This window comes from Pseudomonas sp. R4-39-08 (genome assembly GCF_003852275.1).
Classification (GTDB): Bacteria; Pseudomonadota; Gammaproteobacteria; order Pseudomonadales; family Pseudomonadaceae; genus Aquipseudomonas.
The window spans coordinates 5,832,344-5,849,190 of record NZ_CP027733.1 but is presented as its reverse complement, the minus strand read 5'-3'; the positions used below and the strand labels follow the sequence as shown (position 1 = coordinate 5,849,190).

Annotated in this window: 15 protein-coding genes; 9 read left to right on the top strand and 6 right to left on the bottom strand. The window is 62.7% G+C overall.

Translation table 11 applies throughout. The annotated features are described in order from the left end of the window. Together C4J88_RS27155 and C4J88_RS27150 are read right to left on the bottom strand one after the other, a co-directional pair. Positions 1-1,749 carry a bifunctional alpha/beta hydrolase/class I SAM-dependent methyltransferase gene (locus tag C4J88_RS27155; protein ID WP_124408561.1) on the bottom strand — a complete coding sequence of 583 codons (1,749 nt, stop codon included), beginning with the start codon at positions 1,747-1,749 and terminating at the stop codon, positions 1-3. A gap of 11 nt (positions 1,750-1,760) precedes the next feature. After that, positions 1,761-2,384 carry a CDP-alcohol phosphatidyltransferase family protein gene (locus tag C4J88_RS27150; protein WP_124408560.1) on the bottom strand — a complete coding sequence of 208 codons (624 nt, stop codon included), beginning with the start codon at positions 2,382-2,384 and terminating at the stop codon, positions 1,761-1,763. Between the two features lie 311 nt (positions 2,385-2,695). Here C4J88_RS27150 and hflK (C4J88_RS27145) point away from each other — a divergent pair, with 311 nt between their 5' ends. From hflK (C4J88_RS27145) to cfaB, 8 genes are all read left to right on the top strand, one after another. Continuing rightward, complete coding sequence (hflK, locus tag C4J88_RS27145; protein ID WP_124408559.1) at positions 2,696-4,600, top strand: protease modulator HflK; 1,905 nt, start codon at positions 2,696-2,698, stop codon at positions 4,598-4,600. A gap of 9 nt (positions 4,601-4,609) precedes the next feature. Further along, positions 4,610-5,602 carry a protease modulator HflC gene (hflC, locus tag C4J88_RS27140; protein WP_164487755.1) on the top strand — a complete coding sequence of 331 codons (993 nt, stop codon included), beginning with the start codon at positions 4,610-4,612 and terminating at the stop codon, positions 5,600-5,602. Further along, entirely contained in the window at positions 5,599-6,633 is a 1,035-nt protein-coding gene (hflK, locus tag C4J88_RS27135) for a protease modulator HflK (RefSeq protein WP_124408557.1), read from the top strand. Before hflC ends, hflK (C4J88_RS27135) begins: the two co-directional genes overlap by 4 nt. Further along, positions 6,630-8,516, top strand: coding sequence for a cation-translocating P-type ATPase (locus tag C4J88_RS27130; protein WP_124408556.1), 1,887 nt, complete (start codon positions 6,630-6,632; stop codon positions 8,514-8,516). The genes hflK (C4J88_RS27135) and C4J88_RS27130 overlap by 4 nt, the downstream gene beginning before the upstream one ends. A 116-nt stretch (positions 8,517-8,632) precedes the next feature. Next, positions 8,633-8,884, top strand: coding sequence for a hypothetical protein (locus C4J88_RS27125; RefSeq protein WP_124408555.1), 252 nt, complete (start codon positions 8,633-8,635; stop codon positions 8,882-8,884). 63 nt (positions 8,885-8,947) lie between these two features. Next, positions 8,948-9,793, top strand: coding sequence for a DUF692 domain-containing protein (locus C4J88_RS27120; protein ID WP_124408554.1), 846 nt, complete (start codon positions 8,948-8,950; stop codon positions 9,791-9,793). Beyond that, positions 9,784-10,569, top strand: a complete 786-nt coding sequence (locus C4J88_RS27115) for a DNA-binding domain-containing protein (protein WP_124408553.1) — start codon at positions 9,784-9,786, stop codon at positions 10,567-10,569. The genes C4J88_RS27120 and C4J88_RS27115 overlap by 10 nt, the downstream gene beginning before the upstream one ends. A gap of 89 nt (positions 10,570-10,658) precedes the next feature. Further along, on the top strand, positions 10,659-11,843 hold the full coding sequence (gene cfaB / locus C4J88_RS27110; RefSeq protein ID WP_124408552.1) for a C17 cyclopropane fatty acid synthase CfaB: 1,185 nt from the start codon (positions 10,659-10,661) through the stop codon (positions 11,841-11,843). Positions 11,844-11,980: 137 nt separating this feature from the next. Here cfaB and cls read toward each other — a convergent pair whose 3' ends face one another. Further along, positions 11,981-13,420, bottom strand: a complete 1,440-nt coding sequence (gene cls / locus C4J88_RS27105; RefSeq protein ID WP_124408551.1) for a cardiolipin synthase — start codon at positions 13,418-13,420, stop codon at positions 11,981-11,983. 130 nt (positions 13,421-13,550) lie between these two features. On the opposite strand from cls, the gene C4J88_RS27100 reads away from it, so the two are divergent. Beyond that, positions 13,551-14,072, top strand: a complete 522-nt coding sequence (locus C4J88_RS27100) for a DUF3617 domain-containing protein (protein ID WP_124368889.1) — start codon at positions 13,551-13,553, stop codon at positions 14,070-14,072. Here C4J88_RS27100 and C4J88_RS27095 read toward each other — a convergent pair. The 3 genes from C4J88_RS27095 to C4J88_RS27085 are packed head-to-tail and all read right to left on the bottom strand — an operon-like array spanning position 14,069 to position 16,845. Then, positions 14,069-15,406, bottom strand: coding sequence for a dihydroorotase (locus C4J88_RS27095; RefSeq protein WP_124408550.1), 1,338 nt, complete (start codon positions 15,404-15,406; stop codon positions 14,069-14,071). The two genes, C4J88_RS27100 and C4J88_RS27095, sit on opposite strands and share 4 nt — an antisense overlap. A gap of 3 nt (positions 15,407-15,409) precedes the next feature. Continuing rightward, complete coding sequence (locus C4J88_RS27090) at positions 15,410-15,970, bottom strand: DapH/DapD/GlmU-related protein (protein ID WP_124408549.1); 561 nt, start codon at positions 15,968-15,970, stop codon at positions 15,410-15,412. Next, positions 15,967-16,845: a metal ABC transporter substrate-binding protein gene (locus C4J88_RS27085; protein ID WP_124408548.1), complete on the bottom strand. Its 879-nt coding sequence runs from the start codon at positions 16,843-16,845 to the stop codon at positions 15,967-15,969. Before C4J88_RS27085 ends, C4J88_RS27090 begins: the two co-directional genes overlap by 4 nt. Between the last annotated feature and the right edge of the window lie 2 nt (positions 16,846-16,847).

Below are 16,847 nucleotides of genomic sequence, written 5' to 3'. Positions count from 1 at the left end.
TCAGATCTTCTGTGCCAGGGACACGGTGAAAATGCCCCACTCATCCACACGCTGGGTGATCTTGCGAAAGCCCGCAGCCTCCACCAGTTGGTCCATTTCCGCCTGGCTGCGCCGACGCATCACCCAGGCCTGGCCCTGGCGGTGGCTGGTCAAGGCGCGGGCGATCAGTTCCAGCTGCGGGTGCCACGGCTGGCCGGTGTAGACCAGATAACCGCCCGGCTCCACCGCTTCGGCGAGGCCTGCCAGCGAACCGCCGACCATGGCGTTATCGGCGAACAATTCATACAGCCCGGACACCACCGCCAGCGTCGGTTTCGGCTCCAGCGCGGCCAGGTTCGCCCGATCGAATGCATCGGCTTTGATGAACTGGGCGATATCGTCCAGGCCCTTTTCACGGATCAAGGCGCCACCGTCGCGCACGTTGATGTCGCTGTAGTCGCGCAGCAGGATCGATTCCGGCAGCGGCGACACACCCTGCAAAGCTTCCAGAATGTAACGACCGTGGCCAGCAGCGATATCGACGATGCGCACTTTGCGCTCATCGGCACGCAACCTGGCCATGGCCAGGCGCAGCAGTTCTTCGACGTTCAGCTTGCGCTGGCGAATGCCGCGCCAGCCGATGGAATTGAGGTAGTTGGTGTCGATCATCCGCCCCAGCGCGCCTTTGCCAGTGGGCGTGTTGCGGTATACGTAATCCAGGGTGCTGCCGGAATCGAAACCGGTGTCGAAGCCCAGTTTCACCCCCTCCGATAGGTTCTTGCCCAGGCCCATGCTGGCGCGGGTCATGCGCCAGTACAGATCGCGCAGGGAATTGCGCGGCAGTGGTGCGGCGAGGGCTTCGGATTCGGCGCAGGTGGCGCCCAGTTTGTCGGCGTCCAGCAGCGAGGCGCGGTCCAGCGGCTGCGCAAAGTTTTGCAGGATAAAGCGCTTGGCGCTGTTGATGGCCACGGCGCGGTCACGCTCGCCAAGGGTGTCGTGAAAGAAACCCGGGAGAATATGCAGCTCTTTTTTCAGGCTGCCGAGGCGGTCGAAAAACTGCTGCTGGGGTTTACGGTGCACCACGAAGTCGGAGCCGGAGACCAGCAACTGGGTCGGCACCTGGATGGCCTGGGCATCGGCGACTACCCGGTCGGCCGCTTCGTACAAGCCCAGCAGCACATTCACCGAGATGGCCTTGGTGATCAGCGGATCGCTGTCGTAGGACGCCACGCGCTCCGGATCATGGCTGAGGAACTTGGCCTTGACGTAACTGTTGACGAAAAAGTTGCCGCGAAATCTGCGCATCAGGGCCAGGCCCGGGCGTGCGAAGGGCACGTACAGCTTGACCTTGAAGGCAGGGGAGGCGAGTACCAGGGCGCGGATCTTCGGTGCGTAGTCATGCACCCAGGTGGCCGCGATCACCGCGCCGACGCTTTGGGCGATGACCGCGACGTTTTCCTCTTCGACGCCGTAGGTGGCGCCGATGTGGTCGCAGAAAGTCTGCACGTCGCGGGCGCTGGTGGCAAAGCTGGGGCTGTCACCGCGCTCGCCGGGGGATTGGCCGTGACCACGGGCGTCCCAGGCGAAGAAGTCAACGTCCGGCAGGTTCAGTTCGTCCACCAAGTGCGCGATACGCCCTGAGTGCTCATGACCGCGATGGAACAACATAATCGCCTTGCGCGGCCCGGCGCCTGCCGTGGCCGGCCAGTGCCGGTAAAACAGCTCGACGCCGTCATGGGTACTGAAGCTGTGTGGTTGCTGTTCGCGCATCGCAAGCATCCTTATGCAATCGGTGAAGTTTCTGGTTGTTCCTTGAGGCCCTGACGCACCCGGTTGACCAAGGTGTAGGCCAGCAGCGCGGCGACCAGCCACATCACCGTGTCGACCCAGCCGGCGCCGAACCAGCCCAGCGCCACGCCAGTGGCCAGCACCCCGAGAACGAACGCCCGATCGCTTTTGCCCATTGGCCCGTCATAGCGGCGCGATGCGCCCACCATCGGCCCCAGCACACCGGCGTATTCGCTGAACACCGCAAGCAGCGTCACCAACAGCACGGGCGCCAGGCTCACGTCGGGGATCAGCGCAAACGGCAGGATCAACGCACTGTCAGCGATCACATCGCACAGTTCATTGAGGTAGGCGCCCAGGCGCGATTGCTGGCCGAACTCGCGCGCAAGCATGCCGTCGACGGCATTCAAGGCCATGCGCACAATCATCCACAGCGGGATCAGCGCGAACAGCCACAAGTGCTGGGCGAAGCTGGCAATCAGCAGGCCCACCAATACCGAAATCACGCCGGCCAGCACGGTGATCTGGTTGGCGGTGGTGCCGTTGTCATAAAGGCGCTGCACGAGGGGCCGCAACAGGTTTTGGAACCGCGGTTTGAGCTGATAGATGGAGATCATGAAGGAGGGCGCTTCCCTGTCCGTGGAGCCGCGAAAAAACTGTTCTGGAGTTTGCCGATTAATTCTGGCGCGCACCAGCGATGCCGCGTGTTTATGGGGGTTTAGTCACGATCTTTGGAACAACAAAGATCAAATGTGGGAGGGGGCTTGCTCCCGATGGCGGTGGGTCAGTTGCTAGAGGTGCTGGCTGACCCACCGCTATCGGGAGCAAGCCCCCTCCCACAGGGATCGGCGCTGTAGCCAAAAGCGAACAAAAATTTCACGCTCCGTGTTATATCGTAACGAATTATGTATAAGCGGGCGTTGAGTGGATGCAAGTGGATCTAGAAGCTGACGGCGCTTCGGTTGAAGGCCTGCCGCGTTTTCAGCAGGGGCTGTTCCATGCCCGTCGATTGCGCCAAGCCGGTATCAGCCTGACCGCCTTGGCCGTCACCGGTTGGGTGCTGGCGTTATTTGTGGCGCTGTTTGCACCGGTCTCGATCTGGCCGGTGGTGTTGATCAATTGCTCGTCGGCCTTGCTCGTTCTGGTAGCCGGCTTGCAGTCGGCGTGGTGGGTCGCCGACTGGCGTGCCCAGGCGTTGGAAGAACCTGCGGTTGAAGCGGCGGTGGCCGATACGGGCCGCTACGGTCGTCTAGTGGAGCGCCTGGGCAAGCAGATCGGCGCGCCGGTGTTGTGGCTGTGCGGTTGGTCGTTGCTGGCGCTGGTCAGTGTTATTGAATTCTGGAACCTGGCGCTGCCTGCTGCCGCCGTCGGTCAATCCGCCAGTATCGGCGCGGCGCTGGGCTTGGCGCTGGCGTTCGGTTTGCTGGTGTTCGAGCGGCGCATGGCCCAGGAAACCGCCGCGCAATGGCCGGAAGCCGCGCAACTGGCGCAATTGAGCCGGGTGGCGATCGCCTGCCTGGTAGTCAGTGCGCTGTGCCTGTTGTTTGCCGGTGCGCAATCGGTGTGGCCGCTACGGCTGGCGACGCTGATCGGCCTGTTGCCTGCGCTGGTGGCGCTGGAGTTTGTGCTGCGCGGCGTGCTGTCACTGTTCAGCCCACGCCAGCCGCGTCTGGAACCGCGCCTGATGGCGCAGAGTGTGGTCGCCGGCCTGCTGCGCTGGCCGCCGCAGCCGCTGCAAGCTTTGCAGCATGAATTGCACAATCGTTTCGGCATCGACCTGCGCCAGATCTGGGCGTTTACCTACATGCGTCGCGCGTTCCTGCCGGTGCTGCTGGTGGTGCTGGCGGTAGGCTGGGCGCTGACCGGCGTGCATGAAGTACCTCTGCAGGGCCGTGGGATTTATGAGCGTTTCGGCAAACCGGTCGACGTGTTCGGCCCGGGCCTGCACGTCGGGTTGCCCTGGCCCCTGGGCCGCGTGTTGAACGTGGAGAACGGCGTGGTTCACGAGCTGGCGACCAGCGTCAGCGAAAGCGCCGCGCCCGAGTTGGCCGCCGCCGAAGGCCCGGCGCCGCTGATCGCCAATCGCCTGTGGGACGCCAGCCATGTGAATGACAAGTCCCAGGTCATTGCCAGCAGCAGTGGCGATAAACAGAGCTTCCAGATCGTCAACATGGACGTGCGGTTCGTCTACCGTATCGGCCTGACGGACCAGGCCGCGCTGGCTGCCACCTACAACAGCGCCGATGTCCCGACCCTGATCCGCAGCACTGCCAGCCGCATCCTGGTGCACGACTTTGCCTCACGCACCCTCGATGAATTGCTCGGCGAACAACGCACCCGCCTCGCCGACGAGATCGGCCGCAGCGTACAAGCAGACCTGCAAAAGCTCGACAGCGGTGTGGAAATCCTCGCCACGGTCGTCGAAGCGATCCACCCACCGGCCGGCGCCGCCAACGCCTACCACGGCGTGCAAGCCGCGCAGATCGGCGCCCAGGCATTGATCGCCCGCGAGCGTGGCGCGGCCAGCGAGCAGACCAACCAAGCCTTGCTGCAAGCCAGCACCGCCCGCGACCAGGCCCAGGCCACCGCGCGCGAAGTGAATGCCGGTGCCCAGGCGGCCAACCTGCGCTTCGTTGCCGAGCAAAAAGCCTACGCCGCAGCGGGCCGGGCTTTCGTGCTGGAACAGTACCTGGGCCAGCTAAGCCAGGGCCTGGTCCACGCCAAACTGCTTATTCTGGATCATCGCCTGGGCGCCGACAGTGCGCCGACGATCGATCTGCGATCTTTTACCTTACCGGCCGATCCCTCGGTGCCGCGTAAAGCCGTTCAATAAGGAGTCTGTCTGTTGAGCGCTCATTCTCACGATCACGGTCATCACCATCATCACGGCCACCATCACCATCATGGCGATGAACAGGCAAACAGCCCTTTCCCGTGGCGGCGTATGGCCTGGGCGGCAGTGCTTGTGCTGTTTGCCATCGCGGCGGCGAGCCTGGTACAGGTGCGCTCCGGCGAGGCCACGGTGATTACCCGTTTCGGCAACCCGGTGCGGGTGCTGCTGGAACCGGGCCTGGGCTGGCGCTGGCCGGCGCCGTTTGAAGCGGCGATTCCGGTTGACCTGCGCCTGCGCACCACCTCCAGCGGGTTGCAGGATGTGGGCACCCGCGATGGCCTGCGGATCATCGTGCAGGCGTACGTGGCGTGGCAGGTGCAGGGCGATACCGACAATGTGCAGCGCTTCATGCGCGCGGTGCAGAACCAGCCGGATGAAGCGGCGCGGCAGATCCGTACCTTTGTCGGTTCGGCGCTGGAAACCACGGCGGCCAGTTTTGACCTGTCCAGCCTGATCAATACCGACGCCAACCAGGTGCGCATCGCCGATTTCGAAGCCCAACTGCGCCAGCAGATCGATCAGCAATTGCTGGCCACCTATGGCGTACGCGTGGCCCAGGTCGGTATCGAACGGCTGACATTGCCGTCGGTGACCCTCACCGCCACGGTCGACCGCATGCGCGCCGAACGTGAAACCATCGCCACCGAGCGCACCGCCGTGGGCAAGCGTGAGGCGGCGCAGATTCGCTCGGCAGCCGAACGTGACGCACGGATCATGCAAGCCGACGCCACAGTGAAAGCCGCTAATATCGAAGCGCAATCGCGGGTCGAAGCGGCGCAGATTTATGGACGCGCCTACGCGGGTAATCCGCAGCTGTACAACCTGCTGCGCTCGCTGGATACCTTGGGCACCGTGGTGACGCCGGGCACCAAAATCATCCTGCGCACCGATGCTGCGCCGTTCCGTGCGCTGGTGGATGGGCCCAAGGATGTCCAGCCATGAGTGAGCGTGACAGCCCGGACAGCCCCTGGATCCAGGCCGGACGCCTGACGTTCCTGGCGCTGTACGCGGTCACCGTGTTGGCGGCGCTGGCCTGGGCGTTTTCCAATGTGCGCCAGGTCGACCCGCAGAACCGCGCCATGGTGCTGCACTTCGGCGCCCTCGACCGCATTCAGAACGCCGGGCTGCTGCTGGCCTGGCCGCAACCGTTCGAACAGGTGGTGCTTTTGCCGGCGGCAGACCGGGTGATCGAGCGTCGGGTGGAGAACCTGTTGCGTTCAGAGGCGGCCGTGCAGGCTGACCGCGTGGCCAGTTTCGCCACACCCCTGAGCGATACGCTGGCCGGTTCCGGCTATTTGCTGACCGGCGATGCCGGGATCGTGCAGCTGGATGTGCGGGTGTTCTACAAGGTCACCGAGCCCTACGCCTTTGTGTTGCAGGGCGAGCATGTGCTGCCGGCGTTGGACCGCCTGGTGACCCGCAGCGCGGTGGCCCTGACGGCGGCGCGGGACCTGGACACCATCCTGGTCGCGCGCCCCGAGCTGATCGGCGCCGACAACGGCGCCGCCGAGCGCCGCGAAAAACTGCGCGGTGATCTGGTGCAAGGCATCAATAAGCGCTTGGCGCAGTTGACGGCCAGCGGGTTGGGCCTGGGCATTGAAGTGACGCGGGTCGATGTGCAATCGAGCCTGCCGGGCCCGGCGGTGAACGCGTTCAATGCGGTACTCACCGCCAGCCAGCAAGCCGACAAAGCGGTGGCCAACGCGCGTACCGATGCGGAAAAACTCACCCAAACCGCCAACCAGGAGGCTGATCGCCAGGTGCAAGTCGCCCATGCCCAAGCCAGTGAACGCCTGGCCAATGCCCAGGCGCAGACCGCTGCCGTCTCCAGCCTGGCGCAAGTCCAAGATCCGGGCCTGTTGCTGCGCCTGTACCGCGAGCGCCTGCCGAAGATTCTGGGCCAGGCCGGCTCCGTCACCACGGTCGATCCTAAAGACGACTCCCGTTTGATCATTCAGGGAGCCGAACAATGAGCGCACCCATGCTGACCTCCGCCGAGCAGCGCAGCGCCGCCCGGCAATTGACCCTGGCCATGCTGGCCCTGGGTTTACTCGTATTGGGCCTGGTATGGCGCTGGCTGGCGGCGGACCAGAGCGGGGTCAGCCAACTGCTGCTCGGTGTGGCCTCGCTGCTGGTGGCCGTGCCGGTGATGCGTTCGGCCTGGTACAGCCTGCGCTATCCCAGCCTGCATGGCATCACTGACCAATTGATTGCGCTGGCGATGATCGGCGCCTGGGCCACCGGCGATCTGCTGACCGCAGCGCTGCTGCCGATCATCATGATTTTTGGGCATGTGCTCGAAGAGCGCAGCGTGATCGGTTCCCAGGAAGCGATCCAGGCGCTGGGTAAACTCACGCGCAGCCATGCGCGCCGGGTGCAGGCTGACGGCAGCATTGTGGAAGTGGATAACGGCACGCTGAACACCGGCGATGTGGTCGAAGTGCGCGCCGGCGACCGCGTGCCGGCCGATGGCGTGGTGCTGTCGGGCCAGGCCAGCCTGGACACGGCGCCGATCACCGGTGAATCGGTACCGTTGGAAGCCAGCGTGGGCGTGCAGGTGTTTGGCGGGGCGATCAACCTGGACGGCCTGCTGCGCCTTGAAGTGACGCGCACGGGCAATGAGTCGACCCTGGGCAAAGTGATTGCGTTGATGCAGAACGCCGAGCGTTCCAAGCCACCGATCACCCGGTTGCTGGAACGTTATGCCGGTAGCTACATGGTGTTGGTGCTGTTGTTGGCGGCGGTCACCTGGTTCGTCACCAACGACGCCCAGGCGATGCTGGCCGTGCTGGTGGCGGCGTGCCCGTGTGCGTTGGTGTTGTCGGCGCCGGCTACCGCAATTGCCGGGATCGCGGTCGCTGCACGGCACGGCATTCTGATTCGCAGCTCGGCGTTTCTGGAAGAGCTGGCGGACCTCACTTCACTGGTTATCGACAAGACCGGTACCTTGACCTTCGGCACCTTGCGCCTGCAGTCCATCGAAACCGCGTCTGCCGATCGCCAGGCCTTGCTCAACCTGGCGGCCAGCCTCGGTGCGGCCAGCAGCCATCCGGTCAGCCGTGCATTGGCGGGGTTGGCGACACAGCAACAGCGCGTGGTGCTGACCGATATTCGCGAGCGCCAGGGACTCGGTGTCGTGGCGCACACTGAACAGGGCGAAGCGGCGCTGGGCCGTCCCGAACTGTTCGAGCAGCTGGCTATCGCCACGACCTCGGTGCCCAACCACGACGGCCCGATTGCCGGGCTGGCGCTGAACGGACAGTTCCTGGCCTGGCTGCTGCTGGCCGATAGCGTCAAACCCGAGGCGCGCCAGGCCCTGCAGGAACTGCGCGAGCTGGGCCTGGGTCGCCAGTTGCTGCTCACCGGCGACCGCCAGAGCGTGGCCGACAGCCTGGCCGTGAATGTGGGCATTGGTGAGGTCCAGGCCCAAGCGCTGCCGGAAGACAAACTCAACCGTGTGCTGGGGGAGATCGGCAGCGGTTTCCGGCCGATGGTGGTGGGGGATGGCATCAACGACTCCCTTGCCCTCAAAGCCGGTGTGGTCGGCGTGGCGATGGGCGCGGGCGGTGCCGATATCGCGCTGGCCTCGGCGGACGTGGTGTTGATCGGCAGCGACCTGCGCCGCCTGGGCACCTGCGTGCGCTTGAGCCGCCAGTGCCGACACACCTTGCAGGTCAATGTGATCATCGGCCTGGGCTGGACGTTGGCCATCGTGGTATTCGCCGCCTTCGGCTGGCTGGGCGCCGCCGGGGCCATGATCGCAGCGGTGTTGCATAACCTCAGCACCTTGCTGGTACTGGGCAACGCCGGGCGGTTGCTGCGCTTTCAGGAGCCGCTGTTGAAGCTTGACGAATAATTTCAGAAAACTTCGTACCGGGCTGTAACGCTAAAAGGGCGCCTCACTCTAGTGGTGTGTCGAGACTGGGCAATCCGCTCAGACCGGCATCACCACTGACCGATGAGGACTACACAATGAATATCAAACACGCCGTTTCCGGTGCTGCCCTGGCTATCGCTGCAGCTTCCATGTTTGCCGGCGTCGCCACCCAGGTACAGGCCGCCGACGCGCCGGTTCATTGCTACGGTGTCACCTCCTGCAAAGGCATGAACGATTGCAAAACCGCTGAAAACGCCTGCAAAGGCCAGGCGGTGTGCAAGGGCCACGGCTTCAAGGCCATGACCCAGGCCGAGTGCGACAAGGCCGGTGGCAAAGTCGGCGAGTAACCGACACGCGAGTGCAACCGCAGCGGACCTCGCGCCGCTGCGGACACTTTCCAGGAGCGCATGATGACCCGTTCTTTCCCCTCCCTGGGTTACGGCCTGGGTTTACGTCACGAATACTATGAACAGATCCTTGCCCAATCCCCTGCAGTGGATTGGTTCGAAGTGATCTCCGAGAATTATCTGGTGCAGGGCGGCAAAGCCTTGTACTACCTGGACGCCATAGCCGAACGCTACCCCTTGGTGATGCACGGCGTGTCGTTGTCGATCGGCGGGCCCCATGCCATCGACACCGATTATCTCAAGCAGGTAAAGGCCCTGGCCGAGCGCATCCAGCCAGCCTGGATTTCCGATCACCTGTGCTGGAGCCGTGGCAGCGCACACCAGTTGCATGACCTGCTGCCCCTGCCGTACACCGAGGAAAGCCTGTACCACGTGGCCGGTCGCGTGCTTCAGGTGCAGGACGTGTTGCAACGCCCGCTGGTGCTGGAAAACGTCTCCAGCTATGTGCGCTCCAAGGCCGATGAATTCACCGAGTGGCAATTTCTCAACGCCCTGGCGCATCTGACCGGATGCCAATTGCTGCTGGACGTGAACAATGTGTACGTCAGCTCGCGTAATCACGGGTTCGATGCCTGGACGTTCATTCGCAACCTGCCGCCTGACAGCATTCGCCAGCTGCATCTGGCGGGGCATAGGGACTACGGCGACTACGTGGTCGATACCCACGATCAGCCGGTGTGCGATCCGGTGTGGGCGCTGTATCAGCGCACGCTGGAACATCTGGGGCCGGTCTCGACGCTGTTGGAGCGCGACGATCATTTCCCGCCGTTCGAAGTGCTGCTGGCTGAATTGAACAAGGCCCGGGAACTGGGTGCCACTGCGTTGGCCAGGCGGTCGCTATGCGCTTGATCGATTGGCAACGGGCGTTCGAGGCACATCTGTTGTCTGAAACCTGCACCGCCGACAGTGGCTTTGCCGCCACCTTGCTTGGCGGCCCGACACTGGATGTAGACACGGGCCTGGCGATTTATCACAACGCCTACCTGTCCCGATTGCAGGACGTATTACGTCACGACTTTGCCGCCATCCGGTATTGGCTGGGCGATGATGAATTTGCCGCGCTGAGCCAAGCGTATATTCGTCGTTATCCCTCGGCCCATTACAGCCTGCGCTGGCTGGGTGAACGTTTTGCAGGGTTTATCCTTGAGCACCTGACGGCAGAACAAAGTGCCCCGCTGGCGGAACTGGCGCGGCTGGAGTGGGCATTCACCCTGGCATTCGACGCGCCTGCGGGCGAGGCGCTGACCCTCGACCATATGGCGCAACTGGCGCCTGAAGACTGGCCGGCATTGCGCGTATCGCTGGTGCCTTCAGTGCAGCAGCTAACGTGCCGTTTCAACACGCTGAGCATCTGGCGGGCCAATAAGGATGAATCGGACTTTCCCGGCAGCCAGGCGCTGGACCCGGCGCAGGCCTGCCTGGTGTGGCGCCATCAGAACCTGTGTCGTTACCGCAGTCTCGAGCCCGCCGAAGCCCACGCCCTGATGGGCATGGCCGCCAGCGGCTGGAACTTTTCAGAACTGTGCGTCAAGTTGGCAGTCACTTATGAAGAGGGTGCGCCACTGCAAGCGGCCACATGGTTGAAACAGTGGATCCAGGACGGGTTGCTCGAGCGTCGGGCTTAATGGCAGGCAGTTATTTAATCGATAGCTTCCTACTTTATTTTGGATGGTCTACCCTCACAGCAGACGTCTGAAACAAGGGGGGACTACTCATGCTCGCGCAACTTCCACCGGCCTTACAGAATCTTCAGCTACCGCTGCGTCTTCGACTCTGGGACGGCCATGAATTCAACCTGGGCCCCGAGCCCAGTGTGACCATCGTGGTCAAGGACCCTACGGTCGTCTCACAACTGACCCATCCCACGCTCGACGCCCTGGGCGAAGCCTTCGTCGAGGGCAAACTGGAGCTGGAAGGCTCCATTGCCGAGGTAATCAGGGTATGTGACGAGTTGAGTCACGCCTTGATCGAGGACGACGACGGCCCTCGGCCGGTGCGCTCGATCCACGACAAGGCGACTGACGCAGCGGCCATTTCCTACCACTACGACCTGTCCAACGAGTTCTACCAGCTATGGCTGGACCAGGACATGGTGTATTCCTGCGGTTATTTCGAAACCGGCAGCGAGTCCATCGACCAGGCCCAACAAGACAAATTCCGCCATCTGTGCCGCAAATTGCGGCTGCAGCCGGGCGAGTATCTGTTGGATGTGGGATGTGGATGGGGCGGGCTGGCGCGGTTTGCTGCGCGGGAACTCGGGGTCAAGGTGTTTGGGATCACCTTGAGCAAGGAACAACTGGCCCTGGCCCAGGAGCGGGTGAAGGCCGACGGCCTGGAGGACCAGGTCGACCTGCAGCTGCTCGACTACCGCGACCTGCCTCAGGACGGCCGTTTCGACAAAGTGGTGAGCGTGGGCATGTTCGAACATGTCGGCCACGCCAACCTGGCGCAGTACTGTCAGATTCTGCACGGCGCCGTGCGCGAAGGCGGCCTGGTGATGAACCATGGCATTACCGCCAAACACACCGACGGCCGCCCCGTGGGCCGTGGCGCCGGAGACTTTATCGAGCGCTATGTGTTTCCCAACGGCGAGCTGCCGCACCTGGCGATGATGACGGCCGAAATCAGCGAAGTCGGGCTGGAAGTGGTCGACGTCGAAAGCCTGCGCCTGCACTACGCGCGCACCCTGGACCATTGGAGCGAGCGCCTGGAGGACAACCTCGAAGCGGCGGCGAAGATGGTGCCGGAGCACGCCTTGCGTATATGGCGCCTGTACCTGGCGGGTTGCGCCTATGCCTTTGCGCGGGGTTGGATCAACCTGCATCAGATCCTGGCGGTGAAACCCCATGCCGATGGCAGCCATGAACTGCCGTGGACGCGGGAGGATATCTACCGCTGACCCGTTTCTTCAGAACACTGAAGGGCCAAATGTGGGAGGGGGCTTGCCCCCGATGACGGTGTATCAGCTACCCATTAGCTGGCTGACACGCCGCCATCGGGAGCAAGCCCCCTCCCACATTTTTACAGTGGTGTTTGTCAGAGAATCGGCGAGATCAAGCGCGCCACGCGCATACCCAGTTGTTGCAGGCGCCGGGTTTCGCGGCTTTCCTCCTGGCTGACTTCATGGGCCAGGGCGAAGTCGTCCAGCAGCATCCGCTCCACCTCTTTGGCGAAGGCTTCGTCGACCGTCAGCAACATCACTTCGAAATTCAGCCGGAACGAACGGTTGTCCATGTTCGCGCTGCCGATGGCGCTGATTTCGCTGTCCACCAGCACCACCTTCTGATGCAGAAAGCCCGGCGTATAGCGGAACACCCGCACGCCAGCGCGTACCGCTTCGATCGCGTAAAGGCTGGAGGCGGCGTAGACGATGCGGTGATCAGGGCGCGATGGCAGTAACAGGCGCACGTCGACACCGCGCAAGACCGCCAGGCGCAGGGCGGCGAATACGGCTTCGTCGGGGATGAAATACGGGCTGGTGATCCACACGCGATCGGTCGCGGCGTGAATGGCTTCGACGAAAAACAGCGAGCAGGTTTCATACGCGTCGGCCGGGCCGCTGGCGAGCAATTGACAGAGCACGCCATTCTCGGGGTAAGCGTCCGGCAGAATCAGGGGTGGCAGTTGGCGTGCGGCCCAGAACCAGTCTTCGGCAAACGACTCTTGCAAGCACGCCACCACCGGGCCGGTGACCTGCACATGGGTATCGCGCCACGGCGACAAGGGCGGCTTTTTGCCGAGGTATTCATCGCCCACATTGTGCCCGCCGACAAACCCGGTGATGCCGTCCACCACCACGATCTTGCGGTGGTTGCGAAAGTTGACCTGGAAACGGTTCAGCCAGCCGCTGCGGGTGGCGAAGGCTTTGACGTTGACCCCGGCGTCGCGCAGCGACTGCACATAGCGATGGGGCAGGGCGTGGCTGCCGATGCGGTCGTAGAGCACGTAAATATCCACGCCTTCGGCCGCTTTTGCGGTGAGCAAGCTGTGTAGTTGGCGACCGAGTTCATCGTCATGAATGATGAAAAACTGAAACAGCACAGCGGTTTTCGCAGTGCGGATGGCCTCGAAGATTGCACTGAAAGTGGCATCGCCGTTAATCAGCAACTGCACCTGGTTATTGGCCAGGCACGGCATGCGGCCCAATTTGGGCATGGCGCGCAGAGAGGCATAGGCACTGGAATTGCGCGCGGCCAGCGCTTCCTCGACCCAGGGGCGCCAGTTCAATGCGGCGATGGCCGTGTGCATTTCCTGGTTGGCCTGGCGACGCGCCTGAATGTAGGCATCGAACGTGCTGCGGCCGAAAATCAGGTAGGGAATCAGCGTGAGATAGGGCATGAACATCAGCGACAACGCCCAGGCAATCGAGCCTTGGGCGGTCCTGACGGTCAGTACCGCATGGATCGCGGCGAGGCTCCCGAAAAAATGCAGCGTGGCAATGAAGTAGGCGAGCAGGTGCGGGCCAAAAAAATCCATGAACGACATTACTCCGGGCAGTCCAATGCGTAACAGACCATGTTCCACAGTGAATGTCGCTATTTTATTTGCCGTGCAACACTGGCACCTTTGCGACGTCTAACGCCCACAATTGCCCAGGAGTTACCCGATGAATGCTCGTCTGCTCTGTTTATCCATGGTTGTTGGTTTGTCGCTGCCGGTGGCAGCACAGGCACAGATGTTGGCGCCGGGCTTGTGGGAATTGACTACCAGCAATATGAAAGTCGATAACCAGGACCTGCCGGACCTGTCGCTGATCCTTGGTCAGCTCAAGCAACAGATGACCCCCGAACAGCGCGCCATGCTGGAAAAACAGGGCATCACCATGGCCGGTAAAGGCGTGCAGGTGTGCCTGACGCCGGCTCAGGTCGCGTCCGATTCCATCCCCCTGACGGACCCGCAATCAGGTTGTAAACAGGAAGTCACCGACAAGACCGGCAACCAGTGGAAATTCCGCTTCAGTTGCCCGAAAGCCCAAGGCGTGGGCGTGGCGACTTTCCAGAGCCAGAAAGAATTCACCACCACCGTCAACGGCACCTTCAATGCCACCGGCATCCAGCAAAAGGGCAGCCTGGACACTCACGCGCAATGGCTGGGCAACGATTGCGGTACGGTCAAACCTCGCGTTTAACGCAAGAAGTGCAGGGGCAGGCCCTGGCAGCTATCGACCACCTGGCCGTTGTGCCACGCCAGGTGGCCCGACACCAGGGTAGTGCTGACGCTGTGACGAAAGCTGCGCTCGGCGAACGGCGTCCAGCCGCAACGGGCAAGGATCGGTTGGCTGCTCACGGGTTTGCCTGCGGGTTCGGGCTTGATCAGCACCAGGTCAGCCCAATACCCCTCGCGTAGATAACCTCGATCCGGAATGGCAAACAGGTCGGCAACGCGATGGCTGGTTTTGGCCACCAGCGTGGTCAGCGGCAGCAGCCCGTCTGCCACCAGTTCCAGCAACGCCGGCAACGCATGTTGTACCAAAGGTAGACCTGCCGGCGCCTGGCGATAGTCCAGTTGCTTTTGTGCCCAGGTATGCGGCGCATGATCACTGCCAATCACATCCAGACGGTCACTCAATAGAGCCAGGCGCAGCGCGTCGCGGTCGGCGCGGGTCTTGATCGCCGGGTTGCATTTGATCTGGTGGCCGAGGCGCTGGTAGTCGCGGTCATCGAACAGCAAGTGGTGCAGGCAGACTTCGGCGGTGATGTGTTTGTCCGACAGCGGCTTGTCTTCGAACAAGGCCAATTCCCGCGCGCTGGTCAGGTGCAGCACGTGCAAGCGCGTGCCATGGCGTTTGGCCAATTCTACGGCAAACGATGAGGAGCGATAACACGCCTCGGCATCGCGAATCAACGCGTGCGCCACGGCGGGGATGCACTCGCCGAAGCGCTCGCGCAGGCGCAGCTCGTTGGCCTGGATGCTTGGCGTGTGTTCGCAGTGAGCCAGCAGTATCGTCGGCACTTCGGCAAACAGGCGCTCAAGCGTTTGCGGGTCGTCCACGAGCATATTGCCGGTGGAGGCGCCCATGAACACCTTGACCCCCGCCACTTCGCGAGGGTCAAGGGCCGCGACGGTGTCGAGGTTGTCGTGGCTCACGCCAAAGTGAAAGCCGTAGTTGGCCACCGAGTGCAACGCGGCGCGACGCTTTTTATCGGCCAGGGCGTCCAGGCTCAACGTGGCCGGTTGGGTGTTAGGCATGTCCATGAAACTGGTGATGCCACCGGCCACCGCGGCACGGGACTCGCTGTAGAAGCTGCCTTTGTCCGGCGCGCCGGGTTCACGAAAGTGCACCTGATCATCGATCATCCCTGGCAACAACCACTGGCCTTGAGCGTCGATCTCTACCGGTTCGTTCATATGTTCAATGCTGCTGGCGATCTTCTCGATACGGCCACTGACCACCAGCACATCAGCGTCAAATACCTGGCCTTCATTGACCACTCTAGCGTTACGAATCAACAGGCGGCTCATGCTTCAGAACTTGTTTTGCAGGGCTTTGTAACCGCGCACCAGGTCGACATTGGTGCGGGCCACGTCTTCGGAAAACTCCGAGGCGCTGACGCTCACCGGCGCGAACTGCGACAAATCGGTGTTGGGCCCGATGCGGGTGGTGGAGGGGACGTAGAAGGCAGCAGGCAGGTCGCGCCCGTCCACTACCGAGTTGTGACGCACCACCGAGCCGTCGCCCACGACGCAATTGAACAGCACGCTGTTGAAGCCGATGAACACGCGGTCGCCCACGGTGCAGGGGCCATGGACGATGGAGCGGTGCGCAATGGAGGTGAACTTGCCGATGGTCACGGCGGCACCGGATTTGGAGTGGATCACCACCCCGTCCTGGATATTGGAGTTGGCACCGATGGTAATCGGGTCCATGGCGCCGCTGGCGTTGACTTCGTCGGCGCGGATCACGGCGTAGGGGCCGACAAATACGTTTTCGCCGATGATCACCTTGCCGCAAATGATCGCGGTTTTATCGACGTAAGCCGATTCGGCAATCACCGGCAGGTCGCCGGAAGGATTTTTGCGGATCATGGTTTGCTCAAGGCCGCGCACAAGGTATTGAGGTTGTATTCGAACAGCCCGATAAACGTGCTCGCGGGGCCTTCGGTGGCGAGGGCGTCGGAGTACAGCGTGCCGCCGATCTGCGCACCGCTTTCGTCGGCAATTTGCTTGAGCAGGCGTGAGTCCTTGATGTTCTCCATGAACACGGCCTTGACCTTGTCCTGGCGAATCTGGGTGATCAGCGCGGCCACTTCGGCGGCTGATGGTTCGCGCTCGGTGGACAAACCTTGTGGTGCGAGGAACTGGATGCCATAGGCCTGGCCCAGGTAACCGAAGGCGTCATGGGAGGTCACGATACGGCGGTTACCCGACGGCAGTGCGCCGAACTTGGCCTTGGCTTCGGCCAACACGCGGTGGATTTCTTTCAGGTAGGCCTGGCTGTTGCGCAGGTAGTCCGCCTGGTTGGCCGGGTCTGCGGTTACCAGCGCTTTAGTGATGTTGTTGACGTAAATCTCGGCGTTGGCCAGGTTGTGCCAGGCGTGTGGGTCCGGGATGGTCTCGCCGTCCTCGTCCATGGTGTGGGAGATCACGCCCTTGCTGGCGGTGACCACCGTGGCCTTGGTCTCGGTGCTGCGCACCAGTCGGTCCAACCAGGGCTCGAAGCCGAGGCCGTTCTTGATGATGAGTTTCGCCTTGAGCAACGCCTTGGCGTCGTCCGGCGTGGGTTCGTAGGTGTGGGCGTCGGCGTCCGGGCCGACCATGTTGCTGATCTGGATATGATCGCCACCGATCTGGTGGGTGATGTCATCGAGAATACTGAAGCTGGTGACCACTTGGAGTTTATCGGCGGCCTGGGCCATCGAGAGGGGCAGCAGCAGACTGAACAGCACGAGTAGAGCGCGCATCG

Coding starts and splice junctions, on each gene's coding strand:
- hflK (WP_124408557.1), top strand. CDS start 5,599: ATGAGTGAGCGTGACAGCCCGGACAGCCCCTGGATCCAGGCCGGACGC.
- C4J88_RS27100 (WP_124368889.1), top strand. CDS start 13,551: ATGAATGCTCGTCTGCTCTGTTTATCCATGGTTGTTGGTTTGTCGCTG.
- hflK (WP_124408559.1), top strand. CDS start 2,696: ATGCAAGTGGATCTAGAAGCTGACGGCGCTTCGGTTGAAGGCCTGCCG.
- C4J88_RS27095 (WP_124408550.1), bottom strand. CDS start 15,406: ATGAGCCGCCTGTTGATTCGTAACGCTAGAGTGGTCAATGAAGGCCAG.
- C4J88_RS27155 (WP_124408561.1), bottom strand. CDS start 1,749: ATGCGCGAACAGCAACCACACAGCTTCAGTACCCATGACGGCGTCGAG.
- C4J88_RS27115 (WP_124408553.1), top strand. CDS start 9,784: ATGCGCTTGATCGATTGGCAACGGGCGTTCGAGGCACATCTGTTGTCT.
- cfaB (WP_124408552.1), top strand. CDS start 10,659: ATGCTCGCGCAACTTCCACCGGCCTTACAGAATCTTCAGCTACCGCTG.
- C4J88_RS27150 (WP_124408560.1), bottom strand. CDS start 2,384: ATGATCTCCATCTATCAGCTCAAACCGCGGTTCCAAAACCTGTTGCGG.
- C4J88_RS27085 (WP_124408548.1), bottom strand. CDS start 16,845: ATGCGCGCTCTACTCGTGCTGTTCAGTCTGCTGCTGCCCCTCTCGATG.
- C4J88_RS27125 (WP_124408555.1), top strand. CDS start 8,633: ATGAATATCAAACACGCCGTTTCCGGTGCTGCCCTGGCTATCGCTGCA.
- C4J88_RS27120 (WP_124408554.1), top strand. CDS start 8,948: ATGACCCGTTCTTTCCCCTCCCTGGGTTACGGCCTGGGTTTACGTCAC.
- C4J88_RS27090 (WP_124408549.1), bottom strand. CDS start 15,970: ATGATCCGCAAAAATCCTTCCGGCGACCTGCCGGTGATTGCCGAATCG.
- cls (WP_124408551.1), bottom strand. CDS start 13,420: ATGGATTTTTTTGGCCCGCACCTGCTCGCCTACTTCATTGCCACGCTG.
- C4J88_RS27130 (WP_124408556.1), top strand. CDS start 6,630: ATGAGCGCACCCATGCTGACCTCCGCCGAGCAGCGCAGCGCCGCCCGG.